Source organism: Palleronia sp. LCG004 (assembly GCF_032931615.1).
Taxonomy (GTDB): domain Bacteria; phylum Pseudomonadota; class Alphaproteobacteria; order Rhodobacterales; family Rhodobacteraceae; genus Palleronia.
Genome location: NZ_CP136759.1, coordinates 1,950,674 through 1,974,141, shown reverse-complemented (window position 1 = coordinate 1,974,141; position 23,468 = coordinate 1,950,674). Strand labels below are relative to the sequence as shown.

Annotated in this window: 23 protein-coding genes; 12 read left to right on the top strand and 11 right to left on the bottom strand. The window is 66.4% G+C overall.

What is annotated here, in order from left to right:
• Window positions 1-95: 95 nt before the first annotated feature.
• The 3 genes from lpxC (at window position 96) to recN (ending at window position 3,657) form a co-directional block, all read left to right on the top strand.
• The gene (gene lpxC / locus RVY76_RS09670; protein ID WP_317373678.1) at window positions 96-1,019 is read left to right on the top strand and encodes a UDP-3-O-acyl-N-acetylglucosamine deacetylase; all 924 of its coding nucleotides are present in this window, start codon (window positions 96-98) and stop codon (window positions 1,017-1,019) included.
• Window positions 1,020-1,128: 109 nt separating this feature from the next.
• Entirely contained in the window at window positions 1,129-1,980 is an 852-nt protein-coding gene (locus tag RVY76_RS09665) for an outer membrane protein assembly factor BamD (protein WP_317373677.1), read from the top strand.
• A 24-nt stretch (window positions 1,981-2,004) separates the two neighbouring features.
• Window positions 2,005-3,657 (top strand): DNA repair protein RecN, encoded by a 1,653-nt coding sequence (gene recN, locus RVY76_RS09660; RefSeq protein WP_317373676.1) that lies wholly within the window; start codon window positions 2,005-2,007, stop codon window positions 3,655-3,657.
• A 43-nt stretch (window positions 3,658-3,700) separates the two neighbouring features.
• On the opposite strand, the gene RVY76_RS09655 is transcribed toward recN, so the two are convergent.
• Window positions 3,701-4,141, bottom strand: a complete 441-nt coding sequence (locus tag RVY76_RS09655) for an SgcJ/EcaC family oxidoreductase (protein ID WP_317373675.1) — start codon at window positions 4,139-4,141, stop codon at window positions 3,701-3,703.
• A gap of 85 nt (window positions 4,142-4,226) precedes the next feature.
• Here RVY76_RS09655 and RVY76_RS09650 point away from each other — a divergent pair, with 85 nt between their 5' ends.
• Window positions 4,227-5,915, top strand: coding sequence for a chloride channel protein (locus RVY76_RS09650; protein WP_317373673.1), 1,689 nt, complete (start codon window positions 4,227-4,229; stop codon window positions 5,913-5,915).
• Window positions 5,916-5,940: 25 nt separating this feature from the next.
• On the opposite strand, the gene RVY76_RS09645 is transcribed toward RVY76_RS09650, so the two are convergent.
• The 3 genes from RVY76_RS09645 to cobT are packed head-to-tail and all read right to left on the bottom strand — an operon-like array spanning window position 5,941 to window position 10,058.
• Window positions 5,941-6,282, bottom strand: coding sequence for a DUF427 domain-containing protein (locus RVY76_RS09645; RefSeq protein WP_317373671.1), 342 nt, complete (start codon window positions 6,280-6,282; stop codon window positions 5,941-5,943).
• A 49-nt stretch (window positions 6,283-6,331) separates the two neighbouring features.
• Entirely contained in the window at window positions 6,332-8,152 is a 1,821-nt protein-coding gene (locus RVY76_RS09640) for an aminopeptidase P family protein (RefSeq protein WP_317373670.1), read from the bottom strand.
• Between the two features lie 28 nt (window positions 8,153-8,180).
• Window positions 8,181-10,058, bottom strand: a complete 1,878-nt coding sequence (gene cobT, locus RVY76_RS09635) for a cobaltochelatase subunit CobT (RefSeq protein ID WP_317373669.1) — start codon at window positions 10,056-10,058, stop codon at window positions 8,181-8,183.
• A gap of 299 nt (window positions 10,059-10,357) precedes the next feature.
• Between cobT and RVY76_RS09630 the strand changes: the two genes are divergently transcribed.
• Complete coding sequence (locus RVY76_RS09630; RefSeq protein ID WP_317373667.1) at window positions 10,358-11,095, top strand: PRC-barrel domain-containing protein; 738 nt, start codon at window positions 10,358-10,360, stop codon at window positions 11,093-11,095.
• Between the two features lie 110 nt (window positions 11,096-11,205).
• Here RVY76_RS09630 and cobS read toward each other — a convergent pair whose 3' ends face one another.
• The gene (gene cobS / locus RVY76_RS09625; RefSeq protein ID WP_317373666.1) at window positions 11,206-12,192 is read right to left on the bottom strand and encodes a cobaltochelatase subunit CobS; all 987 of its coding nucleotides are present in this window, start codon (window positions 12,190-12,192) and stop codon (window positions 11,206-11,208) included.
• A 171-nt stretch (window positions 12,193-12,363) separates the two neighbouring features.
• On the opposite strand from cobS, the gene RVY76_RS09620 reads away from it, so the two are divergent.
• From RVY76_RS09620 to msrB, 3 genes are all read left to right on the top strand, one after another.
• Complete coding sequence (locus RVY76_RS09620) at window positions 12,364-12,909, top strand: sigma-70 family RNA polymerase sigma factor (protein WP_317373665.1); 546 nt, start codon at window positions 12,364-12,366, stop codon at window positions 12,907-12,909.
• Window positions 12,906-13,628 carry an anti-sigma factor domain-containing protein gene (locus RVY76_RS09615; RefSeq protein WP_317373664.1) on the top strand — a complete coding sequence of 241 codons (723 nt, stop codon included), beginning with the start codon at window positions 12,906-12,908 and terminating at the stop codon, window positions 13,626-13,628. The genes RVY76_RS09620 and RVY76_RS09615 overlap by 4 nt, the downstream gene beginning before the upstream one ends.
• Before the next feature lie 129 nt (window positions 13,629-13,757).
• Entirely contained in the window at window positions 13,758-14,249 is a 492-nt protein-coding gene (msrB, locus tag RVY76_RS09610; protein ID WP_317373663.1) for a peptide-methionine (R)-S-oxide reductase MsrB, read from the top strand.
• A gap of 92 nt (window positions 14,250-14,341) precedes the next feature.
• Here msrB and RVY76_RS09605 read toward each other — a convergent pair whose 3' ends face one another.
• Complete coding sequence (locus tag RVY76_RS09605; RefSeq protein WP_317373662.1) at window positions 14,342-14,980, bottom strand: J domain-containing protein; 639 nt, start codon at window positions 14,978-14,980, stop codon at window positions 14,342-14,344.
• A gap of 73 nt (window positions 14,981-15,053) precedes the next feature.
• On the opposite strand from RVY76_RS09605, the gene RVY76_RS09600 reads away from it, so the two are divergent.
• Window positions 15,054-15,311: a BolA family protein gene (locus RVY76_RS09600; protein ID WP_317373661.1), complete on the top strand. Its 258-nt coding sequence runs from the start codon at window positions 15,054-15,056 to the stop codon at window positions 15,309-15,311.
• Here the strand turns inward: RVY76_RS09600 and RVY76_RS09595 are convergent.
• Window positions 15,308-15,781: a DUF4177 domain-containing protein gene (locus RVY76_RS09595; protein ID WP_317373660.1), complete on the bottom strand. Its 474-nt coding sequence runs from the start codon at window positions 15,779-15,781 to the stop codon at window positions 15,308-15,310. The two genes, RVY76_RS09600 and RVY76_RS09595, sit on opposite strands and share 4 nt — an antisense overlap.
• A 140-nt stretch (window positions 15,782-15,921) precedes the next feature.
• Here RVY76_RS09595 and RVY76_RS09590 point away from each other — a divergent pair, with 140 nt between their 5' ends.
• Window positions 15,922-16,083: a lipoprotein gene (locus RVY76_RS09590; protein WP_317373659.1), complete on the top strand. Its 162-nt coding sequence runs from the start codon at window positions 15,922-15,924 to the stop codon at window positions 16,081-16,083.
• 87 nt (window positions 16,084-16,170) lie between these two features.
• On the opposite strand, the gene gatB is transcribed toward RVY76_RS09590, so the two are convergent.
• Window positions 16,171-17,685, bottom strand: a complete 1,515-nt coding sequence (gatB, locus tag RVY76_RS09585) for an Asp-tRNA(Asn)/Glu-tRNA(Gln) amidotransferase subunit GatB (protein ID WP_317373658.1) — start codon at window positions 17,683-17,685, stop codon at window positions 16,171-16,173.
• 167 nt (window positions 17,686-17,852) lie between these two features.
• Between gatB and RVY76_RS09580 the strand changes: the two genes are divergently transcribed.
• Both RVY76_RS09580 and RVY76_RS09575 read left to right on the top strand, forming a co-directional pair.
• Entirely contained in the window at window positions 17,853-18,434 is a 582-nt protein-coding gene (locus RVY76_RS09580; RefSeq protein WP_317373657.1) for a transglycosylase SLT domain-containing protein, read from the top strand.
• Between the two features lie 88 nt (window positions 18,435-18,522).
• Complete coding sequence (locus RVY76_RS09575) at window positions 18,523-19,164, top strand: transglycosylase SLT domain-containing protein (RefSeq protein WP_317373656.1); 642 nt, start codon at window positions 18,523-18,525, stop codon at window positions 19,162-19,164.
• A gap of 3 nt (window positions 19,165-19,167) precedes the next feature.
• Here the strand turns inward: RVY76_RS09575 and RVY76_RS09570 are convergent, their stop codons facing one another.
• The 3 genes from RVY76_RS09570 to pepN form a co-directional block, all read right to left on the bottom strand.
• Window positions 19,168-20,016 (bottom strand): 1-acyl-sn-glycerol-3-phosphate acyltransferase, encoded by an 849-nt coding sequence (locus RVY76_RS09570; protein WP_317376748.1) that lies wholly within the window; start codon window positions 20,014-20,016, stop codon window positions 19,168-19,170.
• 163 nt (window positions 20,017-20,179) lie between these two features.
• Window positions 20,180-20,731 (bottom strand): type 1 glutamine amidotransferase domain-containing protein, encoded by a 552-nt coding sequence (locus tag RVY76_RS09565; protein ID WP_317373655.1) that lies wholly within the window; start codon window positions 20,729-20,731, stop codon window positions 20,180-20,182.
• Window positions 20,732-20,819: 88 nt separating this feature from the next.
• Window positions 20,820-23,378 carry an aminopeptidase N gene (pepN, locus tag RVY76_RS09560; RefSeq protein WP_317373654.1) on the bottom strand — a complete coding sequence of 853 codons (2,559 nt, stop codon included), beginning with the start codon at window positions 23,376-23,378 and terminating at the stop codon, window positions 20,820-20,822.
• Between the last annotated feature and the right edge of the window lie 90 nt (window positions 23,379-23,468).

The following is a 23,468-nucleotide window of genomic DNA, read 5'->3' as shown; positions in this document are numbered from 1 at the left end:
TGTTACACACCGTTGCAATCGTTGATTTGAGCGTCCCGCCCCCCGCGCCTAGATCTGTCTCACCGGCCGCCAAGCGCCGGAGATTGGGGGCTACGATGCAAACGACCTTGAAAAAGGCGATCACCTTCACGGGCGTCGGGCTGCATACCGGCCGCCCCGTCAGGATGGTTCTGCGGCCCGCCGCCGCCGAGTTCGGCATCTGGTTCCGTCGCACGGACATCACCGGGCGGAACACGCTCATCCCCGCGCATTGGAGCGTTGTGGAGCAGGGCGAGCTCTGCACCCGCATCGTCAATTCCGACCGTGTGGACGTCTCGACGATTGAGCACGTCATGGCCGCGATCGCCGGTTGCGGGTTGCATAACGTGACGATCGACATCGACGGTCCCGAAGCGCCGATCCTCGACGGGTCGAGCGCTCCGTTCGTCCGCGCGATCCTCGCCACCGGCCTGCGTGATCTTGCCGCGCCGATCCGGGCCTTGCGCGTTCTCGACGTGGTCGAGGTCCGCAACGGCGATGCCTGGGCTCGGCTCGAACCCGCATCCGGGCTGGAGATCGACTTCCAGATCGACTTCGCCGATGCCGCCATCGGTCAGCAGCAGAAAGTCCTCAAGCTCGCGAACGGGGCCTTCGTGCGCGAACTCTGCGACAGCCGGACCTTCTGCCGCGAGGCCGATATCGACATGATGCGCGCCCGTGGACTGGCCCTTGGCGGAACCTACGACAATGCCGTTGTGGTCAGCGGGGCCGACGTCCTGTCGCCCGGCGGTCTGCGTCACCGCGACGAGGCCGTGCGCCACAAGATGCTCGATGCGCTCGGAGATCTGGCCTTGGCCGGTGCTCCGATCCTGGGGCGGTATACGGGCGTGAAATCGGGCCATGCGATGACCAATGCGCTTCTCAGGACGCTTTTCGCGCGTCCCGGTGCCTGTCGCATGATCGAGGTCGATGCCGAGATGGCCGCCGGTCTGCCGGGTGCCGGACTTGGCCGGGACGACGCACCGCGGCTCGCCGCCTGATCGCGGTTTCGCGGGACCAAAGGCGTTTTGCACGGAATCTTTCTATGCTAGACGATGGCCGCAGACGCGGATCCGGTCCGCGACACCTGGGGCAGGGATTTCGGAACATATGCCGGCTGCAAATCGGATCACGCGCCTTACCGTCCTTCTGACGTTGGTCTTCGCGCTTTCGGGCTGCGAACGGGCGGCCAATCTCTTCGCCTCGCGCGACGTCCCGCTCGAGTCGCTCGCCGCCGAAGACATCTATCGCCGCGCCGAGTTCGAGCTCGAGGATAGCAACCCGGACGAGGCCGCGCGCTTCTTCGGCGAGGTGGAGCGCCTGTACCCCTATTCCGAATGGGCCAAGCGGGCCCTCGTCATGCAGGCCTTCGCCTATCATCGCGATCGCGATTACGAGGCGGCCCGCGCCTCGGCGCAGCGCTATCTCGAATTCTATCCCGGGGGCGAGGATGCGGCCTATGCGCAATATCTCCTCGCGCTCAGCTATTACGACCAGATCGACGATGTCGGCCGCGATCAGGGGCTGACCTTTCAGGCGCTGCAGGCGCTTCGCGGCGTGATCGAGGGCTATCCCGACAGCGAATATGCCCGCTCCGCCATCCTCAAGTTCGACCTCGCCTTCGACCATCTCGCCGGCAAGGAGATGGAGATCGGTCGTTTCTATCTCAGCCGCGATCACCATACCGCCGCGATCAACCGCTTCCGCGTCGTCGTCGAGGACTTCCAGACAACGACCCATACGCCCGAGGCGCTCTATCGTCTTGTCGAGGCGTATCTCTCGCTCGGCCTCGTGGACGAGGCGCAGACGGCCGGCGCGATCCTCGGCTATAATTACCAATCGACCGAATGGTATCGCGACGCCTATACGCTGCTGACGGGCCGGGGTCTGCGTCCCGAGGCACGGGGCGATTCCTGGCTCAGCGCGGTCTACCGGCAGGTCGTCCGCGGGGAGTGGCTCTGACGCCCCACATGCGAAAGATCCGGTATGCTGCGCGGTCTTGATATCCGGGACATGCTGCTGATCGACCGTCTGGAACTCGAATTCCAGCCGGGTCTGAACGTGTTGACGGGCGAAACCGGCGCGGGCAAGTCCATCCTCCTCGACAGTCTCGGGTTCGTCCTCGGGTGGCGCGGTCGCGCCGAACTCGTCCGTCAGGGTGCCGATCGCGGAGAGGTCACGGCGAGCTTCGATCTGGTCCCCGACCATCCCGGCCGCGCGGTCCTCGCCGAGGCCGGGATCGAGGTCGAGGACGAACTCATCCTGCGTCGCGTGAACACCGCCGACGGTCGCAAGACAGCCTGGATCAACGACCGTCGCGCCTCCGGCGACGTCCTCCGCCGGCTGAGCGAGACGCTGGTCGAACTTCACGGCCAGCACGACGATCGCGGTCTTCTCGACCCCAAGGGCCATCGCGCCCTGCTCGACGATTTCGCCGGAAACGCCGCGCGACTGGCCGAAGTCGCCTCGGCTTGGCGCAGCCGGAGCGAGGCCTCCCGCACCCTCGAAGCCGCCCGGGCCGCGCTCGCCGCGCTGCAGAGCGAGGAGGAATACCTCCGCCATGCCGTGGGCGAGATCGACACCCTGTCTCCCGAACAGGGCGAGGACGAGGCGCTCGACACCCGCCGCCGTCAGATGCAGGCGGGCGTCCGTATCCGCGAGGACATCTCCCGCGCGCTCGACGCGCTCGGCTCCGGCGGGGCCGAGGGCCCCATGATCGACGCCGCGCGCTGGCTCGACGCGGCTGCCACCCATGCCGAAGGTCGGCTCGACGCCCCGATCGAGGCGCTCGGCCGCGCGATGGATGCCCTGGCCGAGGCCGAGCAGGGGGTCTCGGGCGCGCTCGACGCGCTCGACTTCGACCCGCACGAGCTCGAACGGATCGAGGAACGCCTCTTCGCCATCCGCGGCCTCGCGCGCAAACACGACGTCCTGCCCGACGCGCTCGCCGATCTCGGGGAGGACCTGCGCCGGCGGCTCGACGCTCTCGACGGCGGAGCGCGCAACATCGCCGATCTGCAGGCGGCACTGACCGAGGCCGAAGCGCGCTACGATACCGCCGCCCAGGGGCTGAGCCTCGCGCGTGCCGAGGCCGCGCTCCGCCTCGATCATGCGATGGCCGCCGAACTCGCACCGCTCAAGATGGACCGCGCGGTCTTCGAGACCCGCCTGGGCGAAGCCCCCGCCGGCCCCGCGGGCCGCGACACCGTCGAATTCCGCGTCGCCACCAATCCCGGCGCACCGGCGGGCCCCTTGGGCAAGATCGCCTCCGGCGGAGAGCTTTCGCGCTTTCTTCTCGCGCTCAAGGTCTGCCTGACCGAGGCGCAGACCTCCCTCACCCTCATCTTCGACGAGATCGACCGCGGCGTCGGCGGGGCCACCGCCGATGCGGTGGGGCGCCGTCTCGCGGCCCTCGCCGAGGATGCGCAGGTCCTTGTCGTCACCCATTCGCCCCAGGTCGCGGCGCTTGGGCAACATCACTGGCGGGTCGAGAAACGCGTCGCCGACGGCATGACCACCACCGATGTCGTCCCCCTCGACGCATCGGACCGCGTGGACGAGATCGCCCGCATGCTCGCCGGCGATACCGTGACCGGAGAGGCGCGCGCCGCGGCTCGTGCGCTCATCGACGCGGGCTGACCGGCATGACCTCTTTGCTTTCCCAAATACGCATGGCGCGCCGTCACGGCCTGTAATCGGCCGGCAGCAGGGTGCCGCCCGTATTCACATGGCTTTCGGCACCCGGCACGATGTCGGTGTTCTGCGCCGAGACACAGATCCAGCCGCCCTCGCGCCATGCCATCACGAAGCTCATGACGGTACGGCGCGGACCCGCCTCCATTCCTGCCGGGTCGACCTGCCCGTCAAGAAGCAGTCGTGCATGCACCACCGCCACCTCGCCGAGATCGCGAACCGTCACGCGTCCGACCCTGAGCTTCGATCGGGCGAACAGCACGCGGAACCCGTAATCGTGGGCGCGCACGATCGCCTCCCGGCTGCGCCATCGAATCCCTGTGACGTTCACGAAATCGGCGTCCTCGGCGAAGAGCGCGCCGAGCCTTTCCGCATCCCGCGCGGCCCAGGCAAGGGCGAAGCGTTCAGGCATCTCTTCGGGAGTTTCCAACGGCTTTCCTCCTTTTCGAGCGCGGCGCGATCCCTTACAGACCTCGGGCAACGGCACCTTGGGTTGCGGGGGATATCTGATCGGTATGGGCGACCGCGCTGCGCCGCAAGATCGCAACCGGATCGACCGGGCCCGTCTCGCACGTCGCGAGGGCTGGCGCGCCCTTGTCGTGCACGGTCCGGGACAGATCCAGTTCTGGTTCATCGCGCTGGCCGTCGGCACCGCCTCCGGCTTTGCGGCGCTCCTGTTCCGCAAGGGCATCAACGGCCTCCAGGCGGCGCTCTACGGCACCTACGACATCAGTGCGCTCACCCATTTCGCCTCGCAACTGCCGTGGTACCTCATCCTCGGCTATCCGATCCTTGGCGGTCTCATCGTCGGGCTGATCCTGCACCGCTTCACCGATGGCGGACGGGTCAGGTCCGTCGCCGACGTGATCGAGGGGGCCGCCCTCCATGACGGGCGGGTCGAGGTGCGCGCGGGCCTCGCCTCGGCCGCCGCCTCTCTCATCACCCTCGGATCGGGCGGCTCGTCCGGTCGCGAGGGGCCGGTCGTCCATCTCGCCGCCGTCATGGCGACGATCGTCAACAATTTCATCAATGCACGCGGCATCACGGCCCGCGATCTTCTGGGCTGCGCCGTTGCGGCCGCCGTCTCGGCCAGCTTCAACGCGCCCATCGCGGGTGCGCTCTTCGCGCTCGAGGTGGTGCTGCGGCATTTCGCGGTCCATGCCTTCGCGCCGATCGTGATCGCCTCGGCCGCGGGCACCGTCATCAACCGGCTCGAATTCGGCGACGTCACGGAATTCACCCTGATGCAGGAGGGGGTGCTCACCTTCTACCGTGAACTCCCGGCCTTCCTGATCCTCGGGCTGGTCTGCGGATTGATGGCCGTGATCCTGATGCGCTCGATCTTCTGGGCGGACGCGATCGCGACCAGGGGGCAGGCCGCGATGCGACTTCCGCGCTGGATGCGGCCGATGTTCGCCGGTGCGCTTCTGGGCGCGATCGCGAACTTCTATCCGCATATCATCGGCGTCGGGTACGAGACGACCTCCCTCGCGCTCACGGGTGAGCTCGCCCTGCACGAGGTCGTCGTCTTCGCGGTGATGAAGACCGTGGCCGTCGCGATCACGATGGGCGGCCGGATGGGCGGGGGCGTGTTCTCTCCTTCCCTCATGCTCGGGGCGCTCGTCGGTCTGGCCTACGGGCTCGTCGCGACGGGGCTCTTCCCGAATGTCTCGGGGGCCGAAACGCTCTATGCACTCGCGGGGATGGGGGCCGTGGCGGCGGCCGTTCTGGGGGCTCCGATCTCAACCACGCTCATCGTGTTCGAGCTGACGGGTGACTGGCAGACGGGGCTTGCCGTGATGGTTGCGGTGTCGACATCCACCGCGCTCGCCTCTCGGCTGGTCGATCGCAGCTTCTTCCTCACCCAGCTCGAGCGGAGGAACATTCACCTCTCGAAGGGCCCGCAGGCCTACCTGCTGACCATGTTCCGCGTGCGAAACGTCATGCGCGGCCCGGACCACAAATGGGCCGCTCCGCGCGATGCGATCTGGGAGGCGATCGAGCAGGGCATCCATATCGACGGCGACGCGACGCTCGACGAGGCGATGCCGATCTTCGAGGCGACGTCGCGGCTCTTCCTGCCGGTGGTCCGCATCGGCGCGCGGGGCGAGCCGCCCGAGATGCTCGGGGCGCTCTTCCATGTCGATGCGCTGCGTGCCTACAACCGGGCGCTCGCCGCCACCGCCGCCGAGGAACATTCCTGACGCGGCCGCGCTCTCGCGCGGGCCGTCAGATGCGTTCGACCGTCACGTCCTCGGTATGGAAGGCGATGTAGCCCGCGATTTCCGACACGTCGTCCTTGGGAGATTCGTAGCTCCAGGCCGCATCGTCGATCTTGGCGCTTTCGCTCATGATCGAGAAATATGCGGCCTCGCCCTTCAGCGGGCATTGCGTGGTCTTCTCCGAGCGGTCGAGGAACTCCATCGCGATGTCGACACGGGGGAAATAGACGACCTCGTCGTGCCCGTCCTCGTGCAACAGCAGTGCCCCGTCCGATTCTCCGAGAATCGCCCCGCCGGCACGCACGGTCCATGTGCCCGCGGCCTTCTCGATCTTGATGCGATCCGACATGAACGTCTCTCCCTTAAGCATTCCGCCGGACCCTACCAGAAAGTTGAGGTCATACAACTTGACAAAGAGGGGCCGTCACGCGGCCGATCCATTCCGTCGCCTCCGGGCTCAGACGGCCCGCCATCCGGTTCGCCACCCCGGAATGATAGGCGTCGATCCAGGCGCGTTCGGCCGGAGAAAGCGTATCGATATCGATAAGCCTGCGGTCGATCGGAACCCAGGTGAGGGTCTCGAAAGCCAGCATTTCGCGATGGGCATCGCCGTCGGGCAGGGGCTCGGCCTCGACCACCACGACCAGGTTCTCGGTCCGGATGCCCCAGGCCCCCTCGCGGTAATAGCCGGGCTCGTTCGAGACGATCATCCCCGGTTCGAACGGCACCTCGCTCTGCCGGCTGAGCCGTTGCGGTCCCTCGTGCACGCTGAGGAACACGCCGACGCCATGGCCCGTCCCGTGGCCGTAATCCTGCCCCGCCATCCAGAGCGGCGCGCGCGCCAGCGCATCGAGGTCCCGACCGGCAAGGCCCTTCGGCCACCGCGCATGGCTGATCGCGATCATGCCCTGCAGGACACGGGTAAAGGCCGCGACCTGCTCGGGGTCGGGATCGCCCACTGCCATCGTGCGGGTGATGTCCGTCGTCCCGTCGAGATACTGGCCACCGCTGTCGACCAGCAGCAGATCGCCCGGCGACACGGCGCGGTCGCTTTCCTCGCTCACGCGGTAATGGGTGATCGCGCCGTTCGGCCCGGTGCCCGCGATGGTGTCGAAGCTGATGTCGCGCAGCTCGCCGGTTTCGCGGCGAAACCTCTCGAGCGCGCGGACCACGTCGATTTCGGTCAACCGCTCGCCTACGAGCACGTCTGCGAGCCTGCCGTCGAGCCAGTAGAGGAACTCGCACATCGCCGCGCCGTCGCGCAGATGGGCCTGACGGCTGGCCTCGATCTCGGCATCGGTCTTGCGCGCCTTGGGCAGGATGCAGGGATCGGTGGCCCAAGCGACCTCGATGCCGGCCTCTTCAAGGGTGCGGCCAAGGATCACTGGTGCGGTGTCTCGGTCCAGCCGGACAGGACCGCCAAGCGTGGCGAGTGCCGCATTCAGGCTTTCGGGCGGCAGGATCTCGACCCCGGGCAGGAGATCGGCGTCGATCTTGTCGGAATGCACGAAGAGCCGCACCTCGCCCGTTGCGGCCTCGACGAGGGCGAAGCCCTGCGCGATCGGGATGCGCGGAATGTCGGAGCCCCGGACGTTCAGCAGCCAGCAGATCGAATCGGGAAGGGTCAGAACCGCCCAGGCGTGGCCCGCATCGCGCAGATCCTTCGCGATCTCGGCGCATTTCCCCGCGCGGGTCTTGCCAGCGATTTCGTCGGGGAAAGCGGTGATCCGACCCATCGGCGGGCCGGGCTGGTCGGTCCAGATCGCATCGACGGGATTGTCGATGGCACGAAGCGCCACGTCGCGGCCGGCGAGGGCGGCCTCGAGCCGGTCGATCTCGGCGCGGGTATGGAGCCAGGCATCGAAGCCCAGCACAGCGCCCGCGGAAAGCCGTTCGACCAGCCAGTCGGCGGGCTTCCGGCCGGGAATCTCGTGCACCGCGATCTCGTCCGCGACCTGACCGCGGGCCTGAATGGTGTATCTTCCGTCAACGAAGAGCGCGGTCTCGTCCCGCGTCACGACCGCCATGCCGGCCGATCCGCTGAAGCCCGTCAGCCAGGCGAGCCGCGCATCGCGATCGGCCACGTATTCGCCCTGATGCGCGTCGGCGCGCGGCACGAGGAACGCGTCGATCCCCGTTTCGGCCATGCGTGCGCGCAATTCCCCGAGGCGCGGCGGCCCCTGTTCGGGGCGGCTCGACACCTTGAAATCCTGATACATTGGCGATGATGTCCTTGTCGGTGGGGCGTCAGCCCGCCTTGCGCATGCCGAGCGTGCGGGCGCGTTTCCTCGGGTCGCTGTCGAAGAGCCCGGCGAGTTGTTCGGTCATGGCACCGGCCAGCTGTTCGGCATCGGTGATGGTCACGGCGCGGCTGTAATAGCGTGTGACGTCATGGCCGATCCCGATGGCGATGAGCTCGACCTGACGGCGGCGTTCGATCATGGCGATCACGTCGCGCAGGTGCTTCTCGAGGTAATTGGCGGGGTTCACGGACAGCGTGCTGTCGTCGACCGGCGCGCCGTCCGAGATGACCATGAGGATCTTGCGCGCCTCGGGGCGGCCGCTCAGCCGGCGATAGGCCCATTCGAGCGCCTCGCCGTCGATGTTCTCCTTGAGCAGTCCCTCTTTCATCATCAGGCCCAGATTGGGACGCGCGCGACGCCAGGGCGCATCGGCACCCTTGTAGATGATGTGCCGCAGATCGTTGAGGCGGCCGGGATGTTTCGGCCGACCCGCGTTGAGCCAGGCCTCGCGTGCCTGACCGCCCTTCCACGCGCGGGTGGTGAAGCCCAGGACCTCGGTCTTCACGTCGCAGCGTTCCAGCGTCTGGCTGAGGATGTCGGCGCAGATCGCGGCGATGGAGATCGGCCGACCGCGCATCGAGCCCGAATTGTCGAGCAGGAGCGTCACGACCGTGTCGCGAAATTCGGTGTCGCGCTCGACCTTGAACGACAGGGGCGTGGTCGGGCTGACGACGACGCGCGCAAGGCGGCCCGCGTCGAGGATACCCTCTTCCATGTCGAATTCCCACGACCGGTTCTGCTTGGCCTGGAGGCGGCGCTGAAGCTTGTTCGCGAGCCTGCCGACCGCGCCCTTGATCGGGTCGAGCTGCTGGTCGAGATAGGCGCGCAGGCGTTCGAGCTCGGCGGGCTCGGCAAGCTCCTCGGCGCGGATCTCCTCGTCGTTGCGCTGCTCGTAGACCTTGTAGCCGGGATCGGCATCCGAGACGGCGGGCGGGGGAGGGGGCTCGGACGGAGCCTCTCCCTCGGGCATCTCGGTCTCGTCCTCGGCCTCGCTCTGGGCGCTGTCGTCGGAGGAGAGATCGGCCTGCGCGGCCTCCTGCGTCTGTTCCTGCGACTGGGAGGCGTCTGCATCCTCCTCCTCGCTGCTGTCCTCGTCGCCGCCCGACTCCTCGGGGTCCTGGCCGTCCTCGCCATCCTCCTCGGCGTCGGTCTCCTCGTCGGGGTCCTCGGCGTCGGGATCGTCGCCGAGCTGGTCGCCATAGCCGAGATCCTCGATCACGCGGCGCGACAGGCGCGCGAACCCCGCCTGATCGGCGAGCGCGTCCTGCAATCCCTCGAGCGTTTCGCCCGCCTGATCCTTGAAGAAGGACCGCCAGAGCGATGCGGCCTTCTCGGCACCGGCTGGGAGATCGCGGCCCGTCGCCAACTGCCGGATCAGGTAGCCCGCGGCGACCGAAAGCGGCACGTCGCTGCGGTCGTGGACCTGTTCGTAGCCCTTGCGCCCGGCTTCCACGTCGATCCGCGCATCGATATTGCCGGCGGTGCCGGGCATGGTGCGCGCGCCCACGGCCTCGCAGCGGGCATGTTCCATCGCCTCGTAGAGATCGCGGGCCATCTGACCCTGCGGGGCGTAGCGGTTGAACGTCTTGGCGTCGTGATGACGCCGCCTGAGCGCGTAGCCGTCGGCCGTCCCTCGGGCGAGCAGGACCTCGTCGCGTGTCAGACGGCGGCTGATCTGCGGCAGGCGCAGGCCGTCGTTGTTCATCCCCGGCGGATCGACCGAATAGCTGACGCCCATTTCGGGATCGTTCGCCATGACGCGCGTGGCCTCGGCCAGCGCCTTCTTGAACGGATCGGCGGGGTTGTCGTTCTTCTTGCTCATGCCCTGCAATCTAGCCGCAGACGCCGCGGACACAATCCCGGCCGGGGCCCGCTGAAGGCCGATCGATGTCGAATCGGCAAACGACGTTCGGTTCCGACACAAATTCGTGCCCCGGTTGTGCGAACGGGTTTCCGCCGAAGGTTGTGATCACATTTGCGAGATTTTGCCGAATAGGGAGCAAAACCGTCGTAAAGGGGGGACCCAGGACGCGGGTTCGCGACTTTCATGGGCAACCTATCCCGGATGAGCGAGCGACGTCGGTCATCTGCGCGGATCAGGACTGTGAGGAGTTACGTGATATGACCATGTTCACCAACAAGACCGCGACCGCAATGCTGGTCGGTATGCTGGCAGTTGCACCTGTCGGAGCGTTCGCGCAGTCGAGCAGCGAAACCAGCGAAGACCCGGCGGCGACCACCGCGACCGAGGGTCAGGGCGAGATGACGACCGAAGGCGGCACCGAGAGCGGAGACATGGCGACGGAGGGATCCTCCGAAGGAATGTCCGGTGACGGCATGTCGGGCGACAACATGTCCGGCGACGAGATGGCCAGCGAAGAGCAGCCCGCGCAGCCGGTCGAAGGACAGATCGTCATGCAGGACGAGGATTCGATCCTGGCCAACGACCTGATCGGCAGCCCGGTCTATTCGCAGGACGGCGACAGCATCGGCGAGATCAACGACATGATCGTGCAGCTCGACGGCACCGTGCAGGGCATTGTGATCGGTGTGGGCGGTTTCCTCGGCATCGGCGAGAAATCCGTCGCGCTCGAGATGGATTCGCTTTCCACGCAGACCGACGAGAACGGCAACATCCAGCTCGTCACCAGCGCCACGCAGGAAGACCTCGAAGCGGCCGAAGCCTTCGTGGATGCGAACCAGCAGGAGGCGATGGAGCAGCAGCAGCAGGCCACCGAGCAGCAGGGCGACGCGATGTCCGGCGAAGGTAGCGGCATGGCGACCGACGGCATGGCGACTAGCGGCGGCGGCACGGGCGAAGGCACGGCACCCGAGGCCGAAGGCACCCAGTCGCAGTAATTCCGGGATCTCCCGAAATGTGAAAGGCGGCCCTTCGGGGCCGCCTTTTTTCATGGTCGGGTATCGCGGCGACGGGTCTGGCCGTTGCCTGATCCGGGGATCGAGCTCGGTCAGCCGAGGCTCAGCGAAGCGGCGCTTTCGGGCAATTCCTCGTCGAAGCAGCGCTGATAGAACTCGGCCACCGTCTCGCGCTCGAGCTCGTCGCATTTGTTGAGGAAGGACAGCCGGAACGCATAGCCGACATCGTTGAAGATGTTGGCGTTCTGCGCCCAGGCGATCACCGTGCGGGGCGACATGACCGTGCTCAGATCACCAGCCATGAAGGCGGTCCGGGTCATGTCGGCGACCGTGACCATCTGCGAGATCGTCTTGCGGCCTTCATCGCTGCCATAGCCCGGAAGCTTCGAGACGACGATCTCGGCTTCGGCGTCGTGGTGAAGGTAGTTCAGCGTCGCGACCAGCGACCAGCGGTCCATCTGGCCCTGATTGATCTGCTGCGTGCCGTGATAGAGCCCGGTCGTATCCCCGAGCCCGACGGTGTTGGCCGTGGCGAAGAGCCGGAAATAGGGGTGCGGCGTCAGCACCTTGTTCTGGTCGAGAAGCGTCAGCTTGCCATCGACCTCGAGCACGCGCTGGATCACGAACATGACATCGGCGCGGCCGGCATCGTATTCGTCGAAGACGATCGCAGTGGGATTTCTCAGCGCCCAGGGAAGGATTCCCTCCTGGAACTCGGTGACCTGCACGCCGTCGCGGAGCTTGATCGCATCCTTGCCGATCAGGTCGATCCGGCTGATATGACTGTCGAGGTTCACCCGCACGCAGGGCCAGTTGAGGCGGGCCGCGACCTGTTCGATATGGGTCGACTTGCCGGTGCCGTGATACCCTTGGATCATCACGCGGCGATTGTACTGGAAACCAGCCAGAATCGCGAGCGTGGTATCGGGATCGAACCGGTAGGTGCTGTCGAGATCGGGCACGCGCGCGGTCCGTTCGGCAAAGCCCTGGACCTTCATGTCGCTGTCGATCCCGAAGACGTCTCGTACCGAGATCTCGGTATCGGGCTGCGTGTCCATATCCATGCTGCCGTCGGCCATGATCGTCTTTTCCTTCCTTCGGGATACCGCATGCAGCGGGCCCCAAGCTTCGCTGCGCGTGGTGCAACATATCACCTGACGCCGCAAGGGGAAGGTCCGGGCCCGCGCTTTGCCACTGGCCATGCCCGAAGCGATTTGATCTAGTCCCCCCAACCGGACGGGGAGGCAAGCGTGGCACGCGACGTCGCTGACATCGAAAGAATGATCCTGAGGATCGCGGACAGCGACCGGGATGCGTTCCTCGCGCTCTACGACGCGACCAGCGCGAAACTCTTCGGCGTCTGCCTGCGTGTCCTCAAGGACAGATCAGATGCCGAAGACGTCCTGCAGGAGGTCTTCGTGAAGGTCTGGCGGAATGCCGGACGATACAATGTGAACGGTCTCTCTCCGATGACGTGGCTCGTCACGATCGCGCGCAACGCGGCGATCGACCGCCTGAGGACGAGAAAGACGCAAACGGAGGACGCAGAGGTGCTCGAACGCTTGCCCGATCGCGGCCCGTCACCGGAAGGGGCGGCCATCGCCGCCTCCGAGGCGAGGCGCATCGCGGCCTGTCTCGACGAGCTGGAGCGCGACCGCGCCCAGGCGGTCCGCGGCGCCTATCTCGACGGCCTGTCCTACCAGGATCTCGCCACGAAGTTCGACGTGCCGCTCAACACGATGCGCACATGGCTGCGCCGGAGCCTGCAACGGCTCAAGGATTGCCTGAGCGCATGAGCAGCGATCGTATCGATAGGAGCGGGGATGGACCCGTCGACGACATGCTCGCCGCGGAATACGTCCTGCATCTGCTGAGCGTCAACGAGCGTGTGCGGTTCGAGAACCGGCTCGACGTCGAGGGCGGTCTGCGCGCGCGGGTCCAGGCCTGGAGCGAGCGCCTAGCGCCCATGGCGGACGAAATCGCGCCGGTCGAGCCGCCCGCGCATGTGCGAGCGCGACTGGCCGAGTTCGTGAAGGGCACGGATCGCGCCCGCGTCACGCGCAGCCGGTTCTCGATGTCGCAGATGATGCGCGGCATGTTCGGAGGCGCACTCGTCGCGGTGGCCGCGCTCGTCCTTCTTGCCGTCATGCTGCCCGTCGTTCAGCCGCCGCATGACGGCCCGATCTATGCCGCCGACCTTTCCACGGAAGACGGTCTGGTTGCGGTGCAGGCGCGCTTCGATCCGCGCGAGGACGTGCTCGTCCTCGAATCGTTGAACGTCGAGGCCCCCGAGGGGCGCGTGCTGCAACTCTGGCTGCTGCCCGACGGCGCGGAGGTTCCTCTGTCGCTGGGGCTCTTGCCGCAGGCGCGGGAGATCGTGGTCGAGCTTGCCCCCGACGCGGCGGCCGGCATTCCGGGCGGCCTTCTCGAGATCTCCGAAGAGCCGCCGGGAGGCTCGCCCCGGGCCGGTCCGACCGGGAACGTTCTTGCGATCGGCGAGGTTCAGCAGGGCTGAGCGACGTTCAAAGTGTCGCGAGTTGACGGGAAAGGCGGGTATGTCCCCTGTATCGGAACTCGCGGACATTCTACATTCGGCGAAACGTCGGAAAGAACGTACAAAGATGACCGCATAAGGGAGAACGCTATGAGACGACGCCATTTCCTTGCCTGCAGTGCCGCCGCATTCACCGCTCCGACATTTCTGTCCGCCGCCGAGGGCGAGACCTTCGAGGTCACGCACAGCCCGGAGGAATGGCGCAGGATGCTCGGGGATGCCGCCTATGACGTGATGCGCGAGGAGGGGACGGAGCGTCCGAATTCCTCGCCGCTCAACGCCGTCAAGGCCGACGGGACGTTCCATTGCAAGGGCTGCGACCAGGCCCTCTATCCGAGCAAGACCAAGTTCGAATCCGGCACCGGCTGGCCGTCATTCTACGCTCCGGTCGAGGATGCCGTGGCGACGAAGCCCGATCCGGGCTGGTTCGGTATGCGGACCGAGGTACATTGCGATCGCTGCGGATCGCATATGGGTCACGTCTTCGACGATGGACCGGAACCGACCGGCAAGCGCCATTGCATCAACGGCATCGCGATGGTCTTCCGCCCCGCCGGTTCGGGCGAGCCCGTCATCGGCTAGATGGCGCAGAGACCGGCACGGCTGGTCCCGATCGGTTCATCGACCGATAGAAAAAGACCGACCCGGCCGAGCGCCGGGTCGGTCTTTTTGGTTCAGCTCGTGAAGTTGCGGCTATCCTTGATCTGGTCCCATGCCCAGACGACCTCGGCCAGCTGCTCCTCGTGGCCGCGATCGCCGCCGTTCATATCGGGATGCAGTACCTTGATGAGCGATTTGTAGGCCTTGCGGATCTCGGCCTTCGTCCAATGGTCCTTGGCGTCGAGAATCTCGATCGCGCGGCGTTCGGTCGAGGGCAGGCGGCGCGTCGTGCCGCCGGTCTGCGACTTGCCGGGATTGCGCGTCGCATTGTCGCCCAGCACCTGGTGCGGGTCGTCGACCCCGAGACGCGCCCATGCGCGCTGCTCGTCCGAGCGTTTGCCGAACGGCTTCGTCTGACGCCCCCAGACCCGGTCGTTGGCGATCTGGTCGTCGAATTCCTCTTCGGTCTGCCCGTTGAAGAAGTTCCACTTCAGGTTGTACTCGCGCACGTGGTCCTTGCAGAACCACAGATACTCGTCGAGGTGGTCGGGCGAGCGGGGGGCCCTGTATTGCGCGTGTTCCTCGCAGCCGGGATGTTCGCAGATGCGGGTCGAGGTCTCGAACGCGCCCGACATGCCACGCTTGCCGCGCGGGTTCTTCTTCTTCGCCGAAGACACCCTGAGATCGAATCCGAAGGGATCACTTTTCGACATGATGGCTCCTTTCCTGGGCGGAGGGGAGAGTTTAGGGAATGTGCATCAGAGGTGAAGAGAGAAATTGCGTTCCATGTCCGTCAAAGACGAAATTCGCCGACGTCTCGAAGACGTCATCGCTCCACGTGAGCTCGATGTCGCCGACGACAGTGCCGCGCATGCCGGGCATGCCGGGGCACCTGCGGGCGGCGAAAGCCATTTCTCGGTCCGGATCAGGGCCGAACGGTTCGGGGGCATGTCGCGCATCGCCCGTCACCGGGCGGTCCATGATGCGCTCGGCGCGGATCTGATGGGGCGCATCCATGCGCTGGCGCTCGACATCGACGACTAGTCGCGGGCCGGCCCCGGAACGGGGCGCAACGCGCCGCGCGGCTCCCTCTGGGCGCTGAGGGCGGGGGCCTGCTGCTGACCGGTCGGCGCCGCACCCATCGGAGGCTGTTGCTGCGTGCCATGGCCCGCGTCGAACGATGAGGGGCTCGCGGGTATGTCGGCCTGCTGCGGCTCGGCCCGGGCTTGCCCGAGCGTCTGCACGTCACGCGATCCGGCGAACGGCATCTCCGTGGTCTCGACCCAGCGGCGGAAGATCAGCACCGTCACGGGTTCGACCACGGTCTTGCGGAAAAGGCCGCGCTTGGTTTCGGCCTGCATCGTCTCGGAGCGCTGGTATTCCCACCGGTCGAGCCCTTCGGCGTTGAGCGCGGCTTCCATTCCCTGCGAGAACCGCGCGGCAATTCCCTTCACGCCCTTCGCCTTCGGCGCGTCCTTGGGGGCGGGAACGACACGATATTCGTAATAGGACATGTTCGGGATCTCGTCTCTCGGCCGTTTCGGACGTCCGTCTATGCTTGAAAGGGGGCGTTCTGTCCAGTCCGGGCCCGGCGGGGAACTGCGCATCGACCGGCTGCGTTCAGGTCCGTCGCGATTAACCATACGGAGCTTACATGCAACGCATTCTTCTTCCGCTCGTCCTGCTGACCGCACTTGCCGCCTGCCAGTCGAATGGCGGCCGCGCCGTCGTCGACGAAGATCCGCAGGCCACGCTTGGCGATACCATCGCCGAGCCCACCGACGGCTTCGACAACGAGCCCGGTATCGGCGACTGATCGGAATGGCGGCGCGACAACGCGCCGCGCGCCTGATTTTCCGAAAGTCTGCATGGCGCGCCGTCCTCCGGGACGGCGCGCTTTTTTCTAGAGCCCGAGCTTGGACGCGACGATCTGGTTCACGGCCTTGGGATTCGCGGTCCCGCCGGTCGCCTTCATCACCTGGCCCACGAACCAGCCGGCGAGTTTCGGGTTCGACCGCGCCTTTTCGACCTGCGCGGGATTCTCGGCGATGATCCGATCGACGGCTTCCTCGATCGCGCCGGTATCGGTCACCTGCTTCAGGCCGCGCTCCTCGACGATGACCTCGGGATCGCCACCCTCGGTATAAACGATCTCGAAAACGTCCTTGGCGGTCTTGCCCGAAATGGCGTCCGACTTGATGAGGCGGACGATCGCGCCGAGCTGCGCGGGGCTCATGGGGCTGTCGGAGGTCGAGCGATCGTCCTTCTTCAGGCGACCGAAGAGTTCGTTGATGACCCAGTTCGCGGCCATCTTGCCGTCCCCGGCCTCCGCCGCGACCTTTTCGAAATAGGCCGCGTCCTCGATATCGGCGGTCAGGACGGAAGCGTCATATTCCGTCATCCCGAACTCGGTCACGAAGCGCGCGCGCTTCTCGTCGGGCAGCTCGGGGAGGGTCGCGCGGATGTCGTCGACGAAGGATTGCTCGATCTCGAGCGGCAGCAGGTCGGGATCGGGGAAGTAGCGGTAATCATGCGCTTCTTCCTTCGAGCGCATCGACCGCGTCTCGCCCTTGTCGGGATCGAAGAGCCGCGTTTCCTGCACCACCTTGCCGCCATCCTCGATGATGGCGATCTGGCGACGTGCCTCGACCTCGATCGCCTGCTGGATGAACCGCATGGAGTTCATGTTCTTGATCTCGCAGCGGGTGCCGAGATGCGAGAAATCTTGCGTCTCCTGGTATTTCTCGTAATCGCCCGGCCGGCAGACCGAGACATTCACGTCGGCGCGCAGATTGCCGTTCTGCATGTTGCCGTCGCAGGTCCCGAGATAGCGCAGGATCTGCCGGAGCTTTCCGACATAGGCGGCCGCCTCTTCGGGGCCGCGGATGTCAGGGCGCGAGACGATCTCCATCAGCGGGACGCCGGTGCGGTTGAGATCCACGAAGGAGCTCTTGGGGTCCATGTCGTGGATCGACTTGCCGGCATCCTGCTCGAGATGGATCCGCTCGATCCGGACGAGCCGGGCGATGCCGGGGGCCATGTCGACCAGCACTTCGCCCTCGCCCACGATGGGGTGGTAGAGCTGGCTGATCTGGTAGCCCTGCGGCAGGTCGGGATAGAAGTAGTTCTTGCGGTCGAACGCCGAGCGGAGATTGATCGCGGCATTGAGGCCGAGCCCCGTCTTGACGGCAAGCGCGACGCATCCCTCGTTGATCACCGGCAGCATTCCGGGCATCCCGGCATCGACGAAGGCGACGTTGGAATTCGGCTCGGCCCCGAAAAGGGTCGACGCGCCCGAGAACAGCTTGGCTTTCGAGGCGACCTGCGCATGGACTTCGAGCCCGATGACGAGCTCCCAATCCTCGTGCGCGCCTTGGATCACCTTCGGGGCGGGCGGCTCGTAGGTCAGGTCCAGCATGGATCGTCTCCGGGCAGTAGGGGGCGCTAAAGGCCATCGAATAGGCGCGCCTCCGCCCTTTCGCAAGGGATGGGTGGCGGGATGTCGCCGGTAACCGGAAGGCCAGCTGGTCAGATTTCGCTGAATCGGGCTACGTCGCTTCGATCGAAACGACCGAAGGTTTCCATATGATGCGTCGTCTGGCCATCCTGCTGTGTCTTCTGCTGCCTGCCTGTGCCACCGTGACCCCGGCCTCAACCCCGGAGGCCCCCACCGATCTGCCGGTTGCACGTTGGGATTTCCGGCCCGAATCGAACGACTGGACGGAGGCGACGCTCGCCGCGCTCAAGGCGCACGGATCGGCCCTGCCGCGGATGGTGCCCGCGGATTACGCGCAATGGTGCCCCGGCTATCCCGACCAGAGCGCCGAGAATCGCGCGGCCTTCTGGACCGGTCTGATGTCGGCGCTCGCCAAGCACGAGAGCACGTGGAACCCCGAAGCCGTGGGTGGGGGCGGGGCGTGGTACGGTCTCGTGCAGATCGCGCCGGCGACGGCACGTGGCTATGGCTGCGACGCGCGGACCGGATCGGCCCTGAAGGATGGCGTCGCGAACCTTCGCTGCGCGGTTCGCATCGCCGCCGCGCAGGTCAGCCGCCGGGGCAGCATCGATCGCGGCATGCGCGATTGGGGCCCCTTCCATTCCTCGGCGAAGCGCGCCGAGATGTCCGCGTGGACGCGGGCGCAATCCTACTGCCAGAAACCGGTCTGAGGGCGGAACGATTCCCGGCGTTCTTCGATATTGCCTCGGCGCGCTTCTGGCGCTGGCCACGCTGTCCGCACCGGTCGCGGCCGATGAGATGCGGCCGGAATCCCGTCCGGCGGCCGACCCGATCCCCGCGACCCGGTGGGACCACCGAAGCGAGGGGGATGACTGGACACGGGCCGCGCTGCGCGCCCTCAAGGATCATGGCAGCCCTCTCGTCGATCTCACGCCACGCGATATCGGGCGGTGGTGCCCGGGATATGACGGTGCGCCGGATCATGCGCGGCGGGCCTTCTGGGTCGGCTTCCTGTCCACGCTCGCCGAGTACGAAAGCCGTTGGCGGCCGGGTGCCGTCGGAGGTGGGGGGCGTTGGTTCGGTCTCGTCCAGATCGCTCCGGCGACGGCCGACGGCTACCGCTGCGAGGCGCGGTCGGGCGGTGCCCTGAAGGACGGGGGCAAGAACCTCGCCTGTGCGATCCGCATCATGGCGACGACCGTTCCGCGCGACGGGGTGATCCATTCGTCGGGACCCGATTGGGGCGGTGTCTCGGCCGATTGGGGGCCGATGCGCAGCGCGTCGAAACGCGCCGACATGCGCGAATGGCTCAGAGGGCAGGAATATTGCCAGCTCTTCTCCTCGCCGCGGCCGGAAGCCCGCCCTGAGCTGGCCCAGGAAGCACGTGACGATCGGTCGAACGCCAAGGCGGTACGCATTGCGGCACGTAGCCCGCGCTGAGTTTCAGGCGGAGCCCGGCCGGCTGCTCTGACGCGCGAAGAGGAACGGACGGCGCGACGAATCGACGAGCGAGACCGAAGCCGTCTTGGCCCCGCCGAGCGCGAGCGTCGCGTCCTTGAGCGCGGCGATGGCACCTTCCGAACTCGTCGGAAGGGACTTGGCCGAGATGGGCGAGCCGACGACGACGCGATAAGGTTGCCGCGCCTTGTTCAGCGTCTCGTGGAAGAGCGTGATGTCCCGCAGGCTCGGGTGAACCACGTCGAAGAGATAGAACAGGACCGAGTTGCGCGCGCGGATGTTGATCGGAATGATCGGCACGTCGAACTTGCGCGCGATCATCGCGGCCGACGGCATCCAGTCCCGTTCGAACAGTCGCAGACCGCGTCGCTTGGCTAGGCGGCCGGACGGAAAGATGATCCCGAGCCGTTCCTCGTCCATCGCCTTGCGGGTGAAGGCCATCGTCTCGCGCGTCTTGCCGTGCGTGCGCTTGTCGTGCCGCCATTCGACGGGCGCGATCATCGAGGTGAGCTGCGGCACGACCTTCAGGATGTCGACATTGGCATAGAAGAAAAGGTCGGGCCGGAGGGGGGCCAGCAGGTGATGCAGGACGATCCCGTCCGCGATCCCGGTCGGATGGTTCGCGACGACCATCGCGCCGCCCTGACGCGGGATGTTCTCGAGCCCGGTCACGTCGACTTCGCGTGCGAGCATCTCGCTCATGCGGTCCATGAGGGCGCGACCGGTCCAGTCCTCCATCTCCTGGCCTAGCGTGACCGTGCGGTCGTAGCTGAGGAGCCGATTGAGACAGGGACGCGCCAGGCGCACGGGAAGAGTTTCGCGGCGCAGCCACATGGCACGCTCGAGGATCTGCTGATCTATCCGCTCTTTTACGCCCACGAGGACACCTGAGGTTTCTCACCAATGCCTGACAGATGGAACGATTGAACGCAAAAGGCAAGTTTCGGCCCGGCAGGAGAGGCCTTCCGGCGTGTCTTCGCCTGCCGGGCCGAGCCGTTCACGCGGCTTGCGCCTTCGTCTCGACCGCATCGATCACTGCCTTGCAGAAGGCGTCGAGATCGTCGGGGTTGCGGCTGGTGATGAGGTTGCCGTCGATGGCGACCTGTTCGTCGACCACGTCTGCCCCCGCATTCTTCAGATCCGTCCGGATCGAGTGGTACGACGTCAGGCGTTTGCCGCGCACGAGGTCGGCCTCGATCAGCAGCCACGGCGCGTGACAGATCGCCGCAAGCGGTTTGCCCGTCGCCGCGAAGTCGCGGATCTTGGCCACCGCCGTCTCGTCCGTGCGCAACACGTCGGGATTGATCTGGCCGCCGGGCAGGACCATGGCGTCGTAGTCACCGAGATTGACGTCCGAGATCTTCAGGTCGCCGGGGATCTTGTCGCCCCAGCGGTCGAAATACCATCCGGTGATCTCGCCGCCATCGGGCGTCGCGACATGGACCGTCGCACCGGCCTTTTCGAGTTGTTCCTTCGGCGTCGTCAGTTCGACCTGTTCGAAACCGTCGGACGCCATGATGATGATCTTCGCAGTGCCGATATCGGGCATGGATGTCTCCAATCTTCTGTTTGGATTTGCCCGTCCAACACCGTCGTGCTGCCGCGGTTCCGGTCGCCGGAACCGCTGGCCGCCACGCTCATCGGCCGAGGATTCGACCGACCATCTCGCCGGTGTCGCGCGACAGCTCGCCCGTCGCGCGCATCCGTTCCAGCGCATCGCGGATCATCTCCTGCCGATCGACATCGTATCGTTTCCAGGTCTCGAACAGGGTCGTCATCCGCGCGGCGGTCTGCGGATTGACCGGATCGAGCCGCAGCAGCCAGTCGGCCACCAGCCTGTATCCCGACCCGTCCGCGGCATGGAAGCTCGAATGGTTCATGCCGAGCCCGCCGATGACGGAGCGGAACCGGTTGGGGTTCTTCCAGTCGAAATCCGGATGCTCGACAAGGCGCGCCGCGATGGCCGCGCCGGTCTCGCCCGGGGCCGCGCCGATCTGCAGCGAGAACCATTTGTCGAGGACCAGGCGATCGTTCTGCCAGCGGTCGTAGAACGCGGCCAGCGCATCCTCGGCCGCGCCGATCCGGATCAGCGGCACGAGCGCTCCGAGACTGTCGGTCATGTTGTCGGCCTGCGAGAATTGCGCCCGGGCAAGGTCGCCGCCGTCGATCAGCGTCAGATGGGCCAGTGCCGCGTTGCGCAGGCTGCGCCGGCCAGCCGATTCGGCATCGGGGCTGTAGCCGTCGGGAATGCCCGGGGATTCGATCACCGCGCGGAAATCGGCCTCGAGATGGCGCGCCATCGCGACCTGCATCCTCTGACGCGCCGCGTCGATGGACCGGGGGTCGGGAACGTGATGCGCCTGTGCCAGCGTCTGCGCCATGTCGTCGTCGGAGGGCAGGCCCAGGACGAGGGCACGGAATGCCGGGTCGAGCGTCTCGTCGCCCACGACCGAGGGCAACGCGTCGAGATAGGCGGGGTCGGGCTCGCCCCCGTCGGTGATCATCGCAGCCAGCGCGTCCTTGGCGAGCGTTCGTCCCGCCTCCCACTTGTTGAAGGGGTCGGTGTCATGCGCAAAGAGCAGGGCGCGATCCGCGCGCGGGATGTCCTGCCGCAGGATGACCGGGGCCGAGAAGCCCCGCAGGACCGACGCGACGGCGTCGTCGGTGCCGATCTCGAACCGCGCGCTCTGTTCCGCGCATGTCACCTCGACCAGCCGGGTGGGCAGCACTTCGCGGCCATCGCGGCCGATCGCACCGACGGCGACGGGAATGACCTGCGGCGCTTTCTTCTCCTCCATGTCCGGCGTCTCGGGCAGGTGCTGCGCGAAGTCCAGGATCAGCGTGCCGTCCTCGATCCGCGTCGTGACGTCGAGCCGCGGCGTGCCGGCTTGCGCGTACCAGAGTGCGAATTGCGCGAGGTCCCGGCCGGTCGCGTCCTCGAAGATGCGCAGCCAGTCCTCGATCGTGCAGGCCTGTCCGTCGTGACGCTCGAAATAGAGGTCGAGCGCGCGCCGGTAGGCCTCGTCGCCGACGAGCGACCGGAGCATCCCGATGAGTTCGGCCCCTTTCTCGTAGACCGTCGCGGTGTAGAAGTTGTTGATCTCGATGTAGGATCTGGGACGGACCGGATGGGCGAGGGGGCCTGCATCCTCGCGGAACTGGCGTCCGCGCAGGATCTGCACGTCCTCGATCCGCTTGACCGCGTGGCCGCGCTCGTCGCCCGAGAAATGCTGGTCGCGATAGACGGTCAGCCCCTCCTTCAGGCAGAGCTGGAACCAGTCGCGACAGGTGATGCGGTTGCCCGTCCAGTTGTGGAAGTATTCGTGGGCGATGATCGCCTCGATCCGGGCGTAATCGGCATCCGTCGCCGTCTCGGGCGAGGCCAGCACGTAGCGCGCGTTGAAGATGTTGAGACCCTTGTTCTCCATCGCGCCCATGTTGAAGTCGTCGACGGCCACGATGTTGAAGACATCGAGGTCGTAGGCCCGGCCGTAGACCCGCTCGTCCCAACTCATGGAGCGTTTGAGCGCGTCCATCGCATAGGCACAGCGTCCCTCGTCGCCCGGCCGCACCCAGATGTTGAGCGCGACGTCGCGGCCTTCCATCGTGACGAACCTGTCGGAATGGGCAACGAGGTCGCCCGCGACCAGCGCGAAGAGATAGGCGGGTTTCGGGTGCGGATCGCTCCACTGTGCGGAGCCTATGCCGCGATCGCCCGGATCGCCGTTCGACAGGAGGACGGGCAGGTCCGACACGATGCGCACGTCGAACGGGGCCATCACGTCGGGGCGGTCGGGATAGTAGGTGATCTTGCGAAAGCCCTCGGCCTCGCATTGGGTGCAGAACATGCCGTTCGACATGTAGAGGCCTTCGAGCGCGGTGTTCGCGGAGGGGTCGATCACGACTTCGGCCTCCCAGACGAAGGGCGTGTCGGGGGCCTCGACGGTCAGGCCGTGATCGTCGATCCGTGGATCGCGCAGCGGCGCGCCGTCGATTGTCGCGCGGACGAGACGCACCCCCTCGCCGTCGAGATGAAGCGGCCCGCGCTCGGCCTCGGGATTGGGGCGGAACGCGATGCGCGAGACCACATGCGTCTCCGTCGGGTGCAGATGGAAGGTCAGCGACACGTCGTCGACCAGATAGGGAAACGGTCGATACTGCGACAGATGGACGGCACGGGGAGCGGCATCTTTCATGAAGATTGCCTTTCGAGGCTTGGGGGTTCTAATCAGCGCACTAGGTTACGGACCCACGGTCCCGCCGGCAAGCGGGCGAAGGAATTGCGG

Coding starts and splice junctions, on each gene's coding strand:
- lpxC (WP_317373678.1), top strand. CDS start 96: ATGCAAACGACCTTGAAAAAGGCGATCACCTTCACGGGCGTCGGGCTG.
- RVY76_RS09665 (WP_317373677.1), top strand. CDS start 1,129: ATGCCGGCTGCAAATCGGATCACGCGCCTTACCGTCCTTCTGACGTTG.
- recN (WP_317373676.1), top strand. CDS start 2,005: ATGCTGCGCGGTCTTGATATCCGGGACATGCTGCTGATCGACCGTCTG.
- RVY76_RS09650 (WP_317373673.1), top strand. CDS start 4,227: ATGGGCGACCGCGCTGCGCCGCAAGATCGCAACCGGATCGACCGGGCC.
- RVY76_RS09645 (WP_317373671.1), bottom strand. CDS start 6,282: ATGTCGGATCGCATCAAGATCGAGAAGGCCGCGGGCACATGGACCGTG.
- RVY76_RS09640 (WP_317373670.1), bottom strand. CDS start 8,152: ATGTATCAGGATTTCAAGGTGTCGAGCCGCCCCGAACAGGGGCCGCCG.
- cobT (WP_317373669.1), bottom strand. CDS start 10,058: ATGAGCAAGAAGAACGACAACCCCGCCGATCCGTTCAAGAAGGCGCTG.
- RVY76_RS09630 (WP_317373667.1), top strand. CDS start 10,358: ATGACCATGTTCACCAACAAGACCGCGACCGCAATGCTGGTCGGTATG.
- cobS (WP_317373666.1), bottom strand. CDS start 12,192: ATGGCCGACGGCAGCATGGATATGGACACGCAGCCCGATACCGAGATC.
- RVY76_RS09615 (WP_317373664.1), top strand. CDS start 12,906: ATGAGCAGCGATCGTATCGATAGGAGCGGGGATGGACCCGTCGACGAC.
- msrB (WP_317373663.1), top strand. CDS start 13,758: ATGAGACGACGCCATTTCCTTGCCTGCAGTGCCGCCGCATTCACCGCT.
- RVY76_RS09605 (WP_317373662.1), bottom strand. CDS start 14,980: ATGTCGAAAAGTGATCCCTTCGGATTCGATCTCAGGGTGTCTTCGGCG.
- RVY76_RS09600 (WP_317373661.1), top strand. CDS start 15,054: ATGTCCGTCAAAGACGAAATTCGCCGACGTCTCGAAGACGTCATCGCT.
- RVY76_RS09595 (WP_317373660.1), bottom strand. CDS start 15,781: ATGTCCTATTACGAATATCGTGTCGTTCCCGCCCCCAAGGACGCGCCG.
- RVY76_RS09590 (WP_317373659.1), top strand. CDS start 15,922: ATGCAACGCATTCTTCTTCCGCTCGTCCTGCTGACCGCACTTGCCGCC.
- gatB (WP_317373658.1), bottom strand. CDS start 17,685: ATGCTGGACCTGACCTACGAGCCGCCCGCCCCGAAGGTGATCCAAGGC.
- RVY76_RS09580 (WP_317373657.1), top strand. CDS start 17,853: ATGATGCGTCGTCTGGCCATCCTGCTGTGTCTTCTGCTGCCTGCCTGT.
- RVY76_RS09575 (WP_317373656.1), top strand. CDS start 18,523: ATGCGGCCGGAATCCCGTCCGGCGGCCGACCCGATCCCCGCGACCCGG.
- RVY76_RS09570 (WP_317376748.1), bottom strand. CDS start 20,016: ATGTGGCTGCGCCGCGAAACTCTTCCCGTGCGCCTGGCGCGTCCCTGT.
- RVY76_RS09565 (WP_317373655.1), bottom strand. CDS start 20,731: ATGCCCGATATCGGCACTGCGAAGATCATCATCATGGCGTCCGACGGT.
- pepN (WP_317373654.1), bottom strand. CDS start 23,378: ATGAAAGATGCCGCTCCCCGTGCCGTCCATCTGTCGCAGTATCGACCG.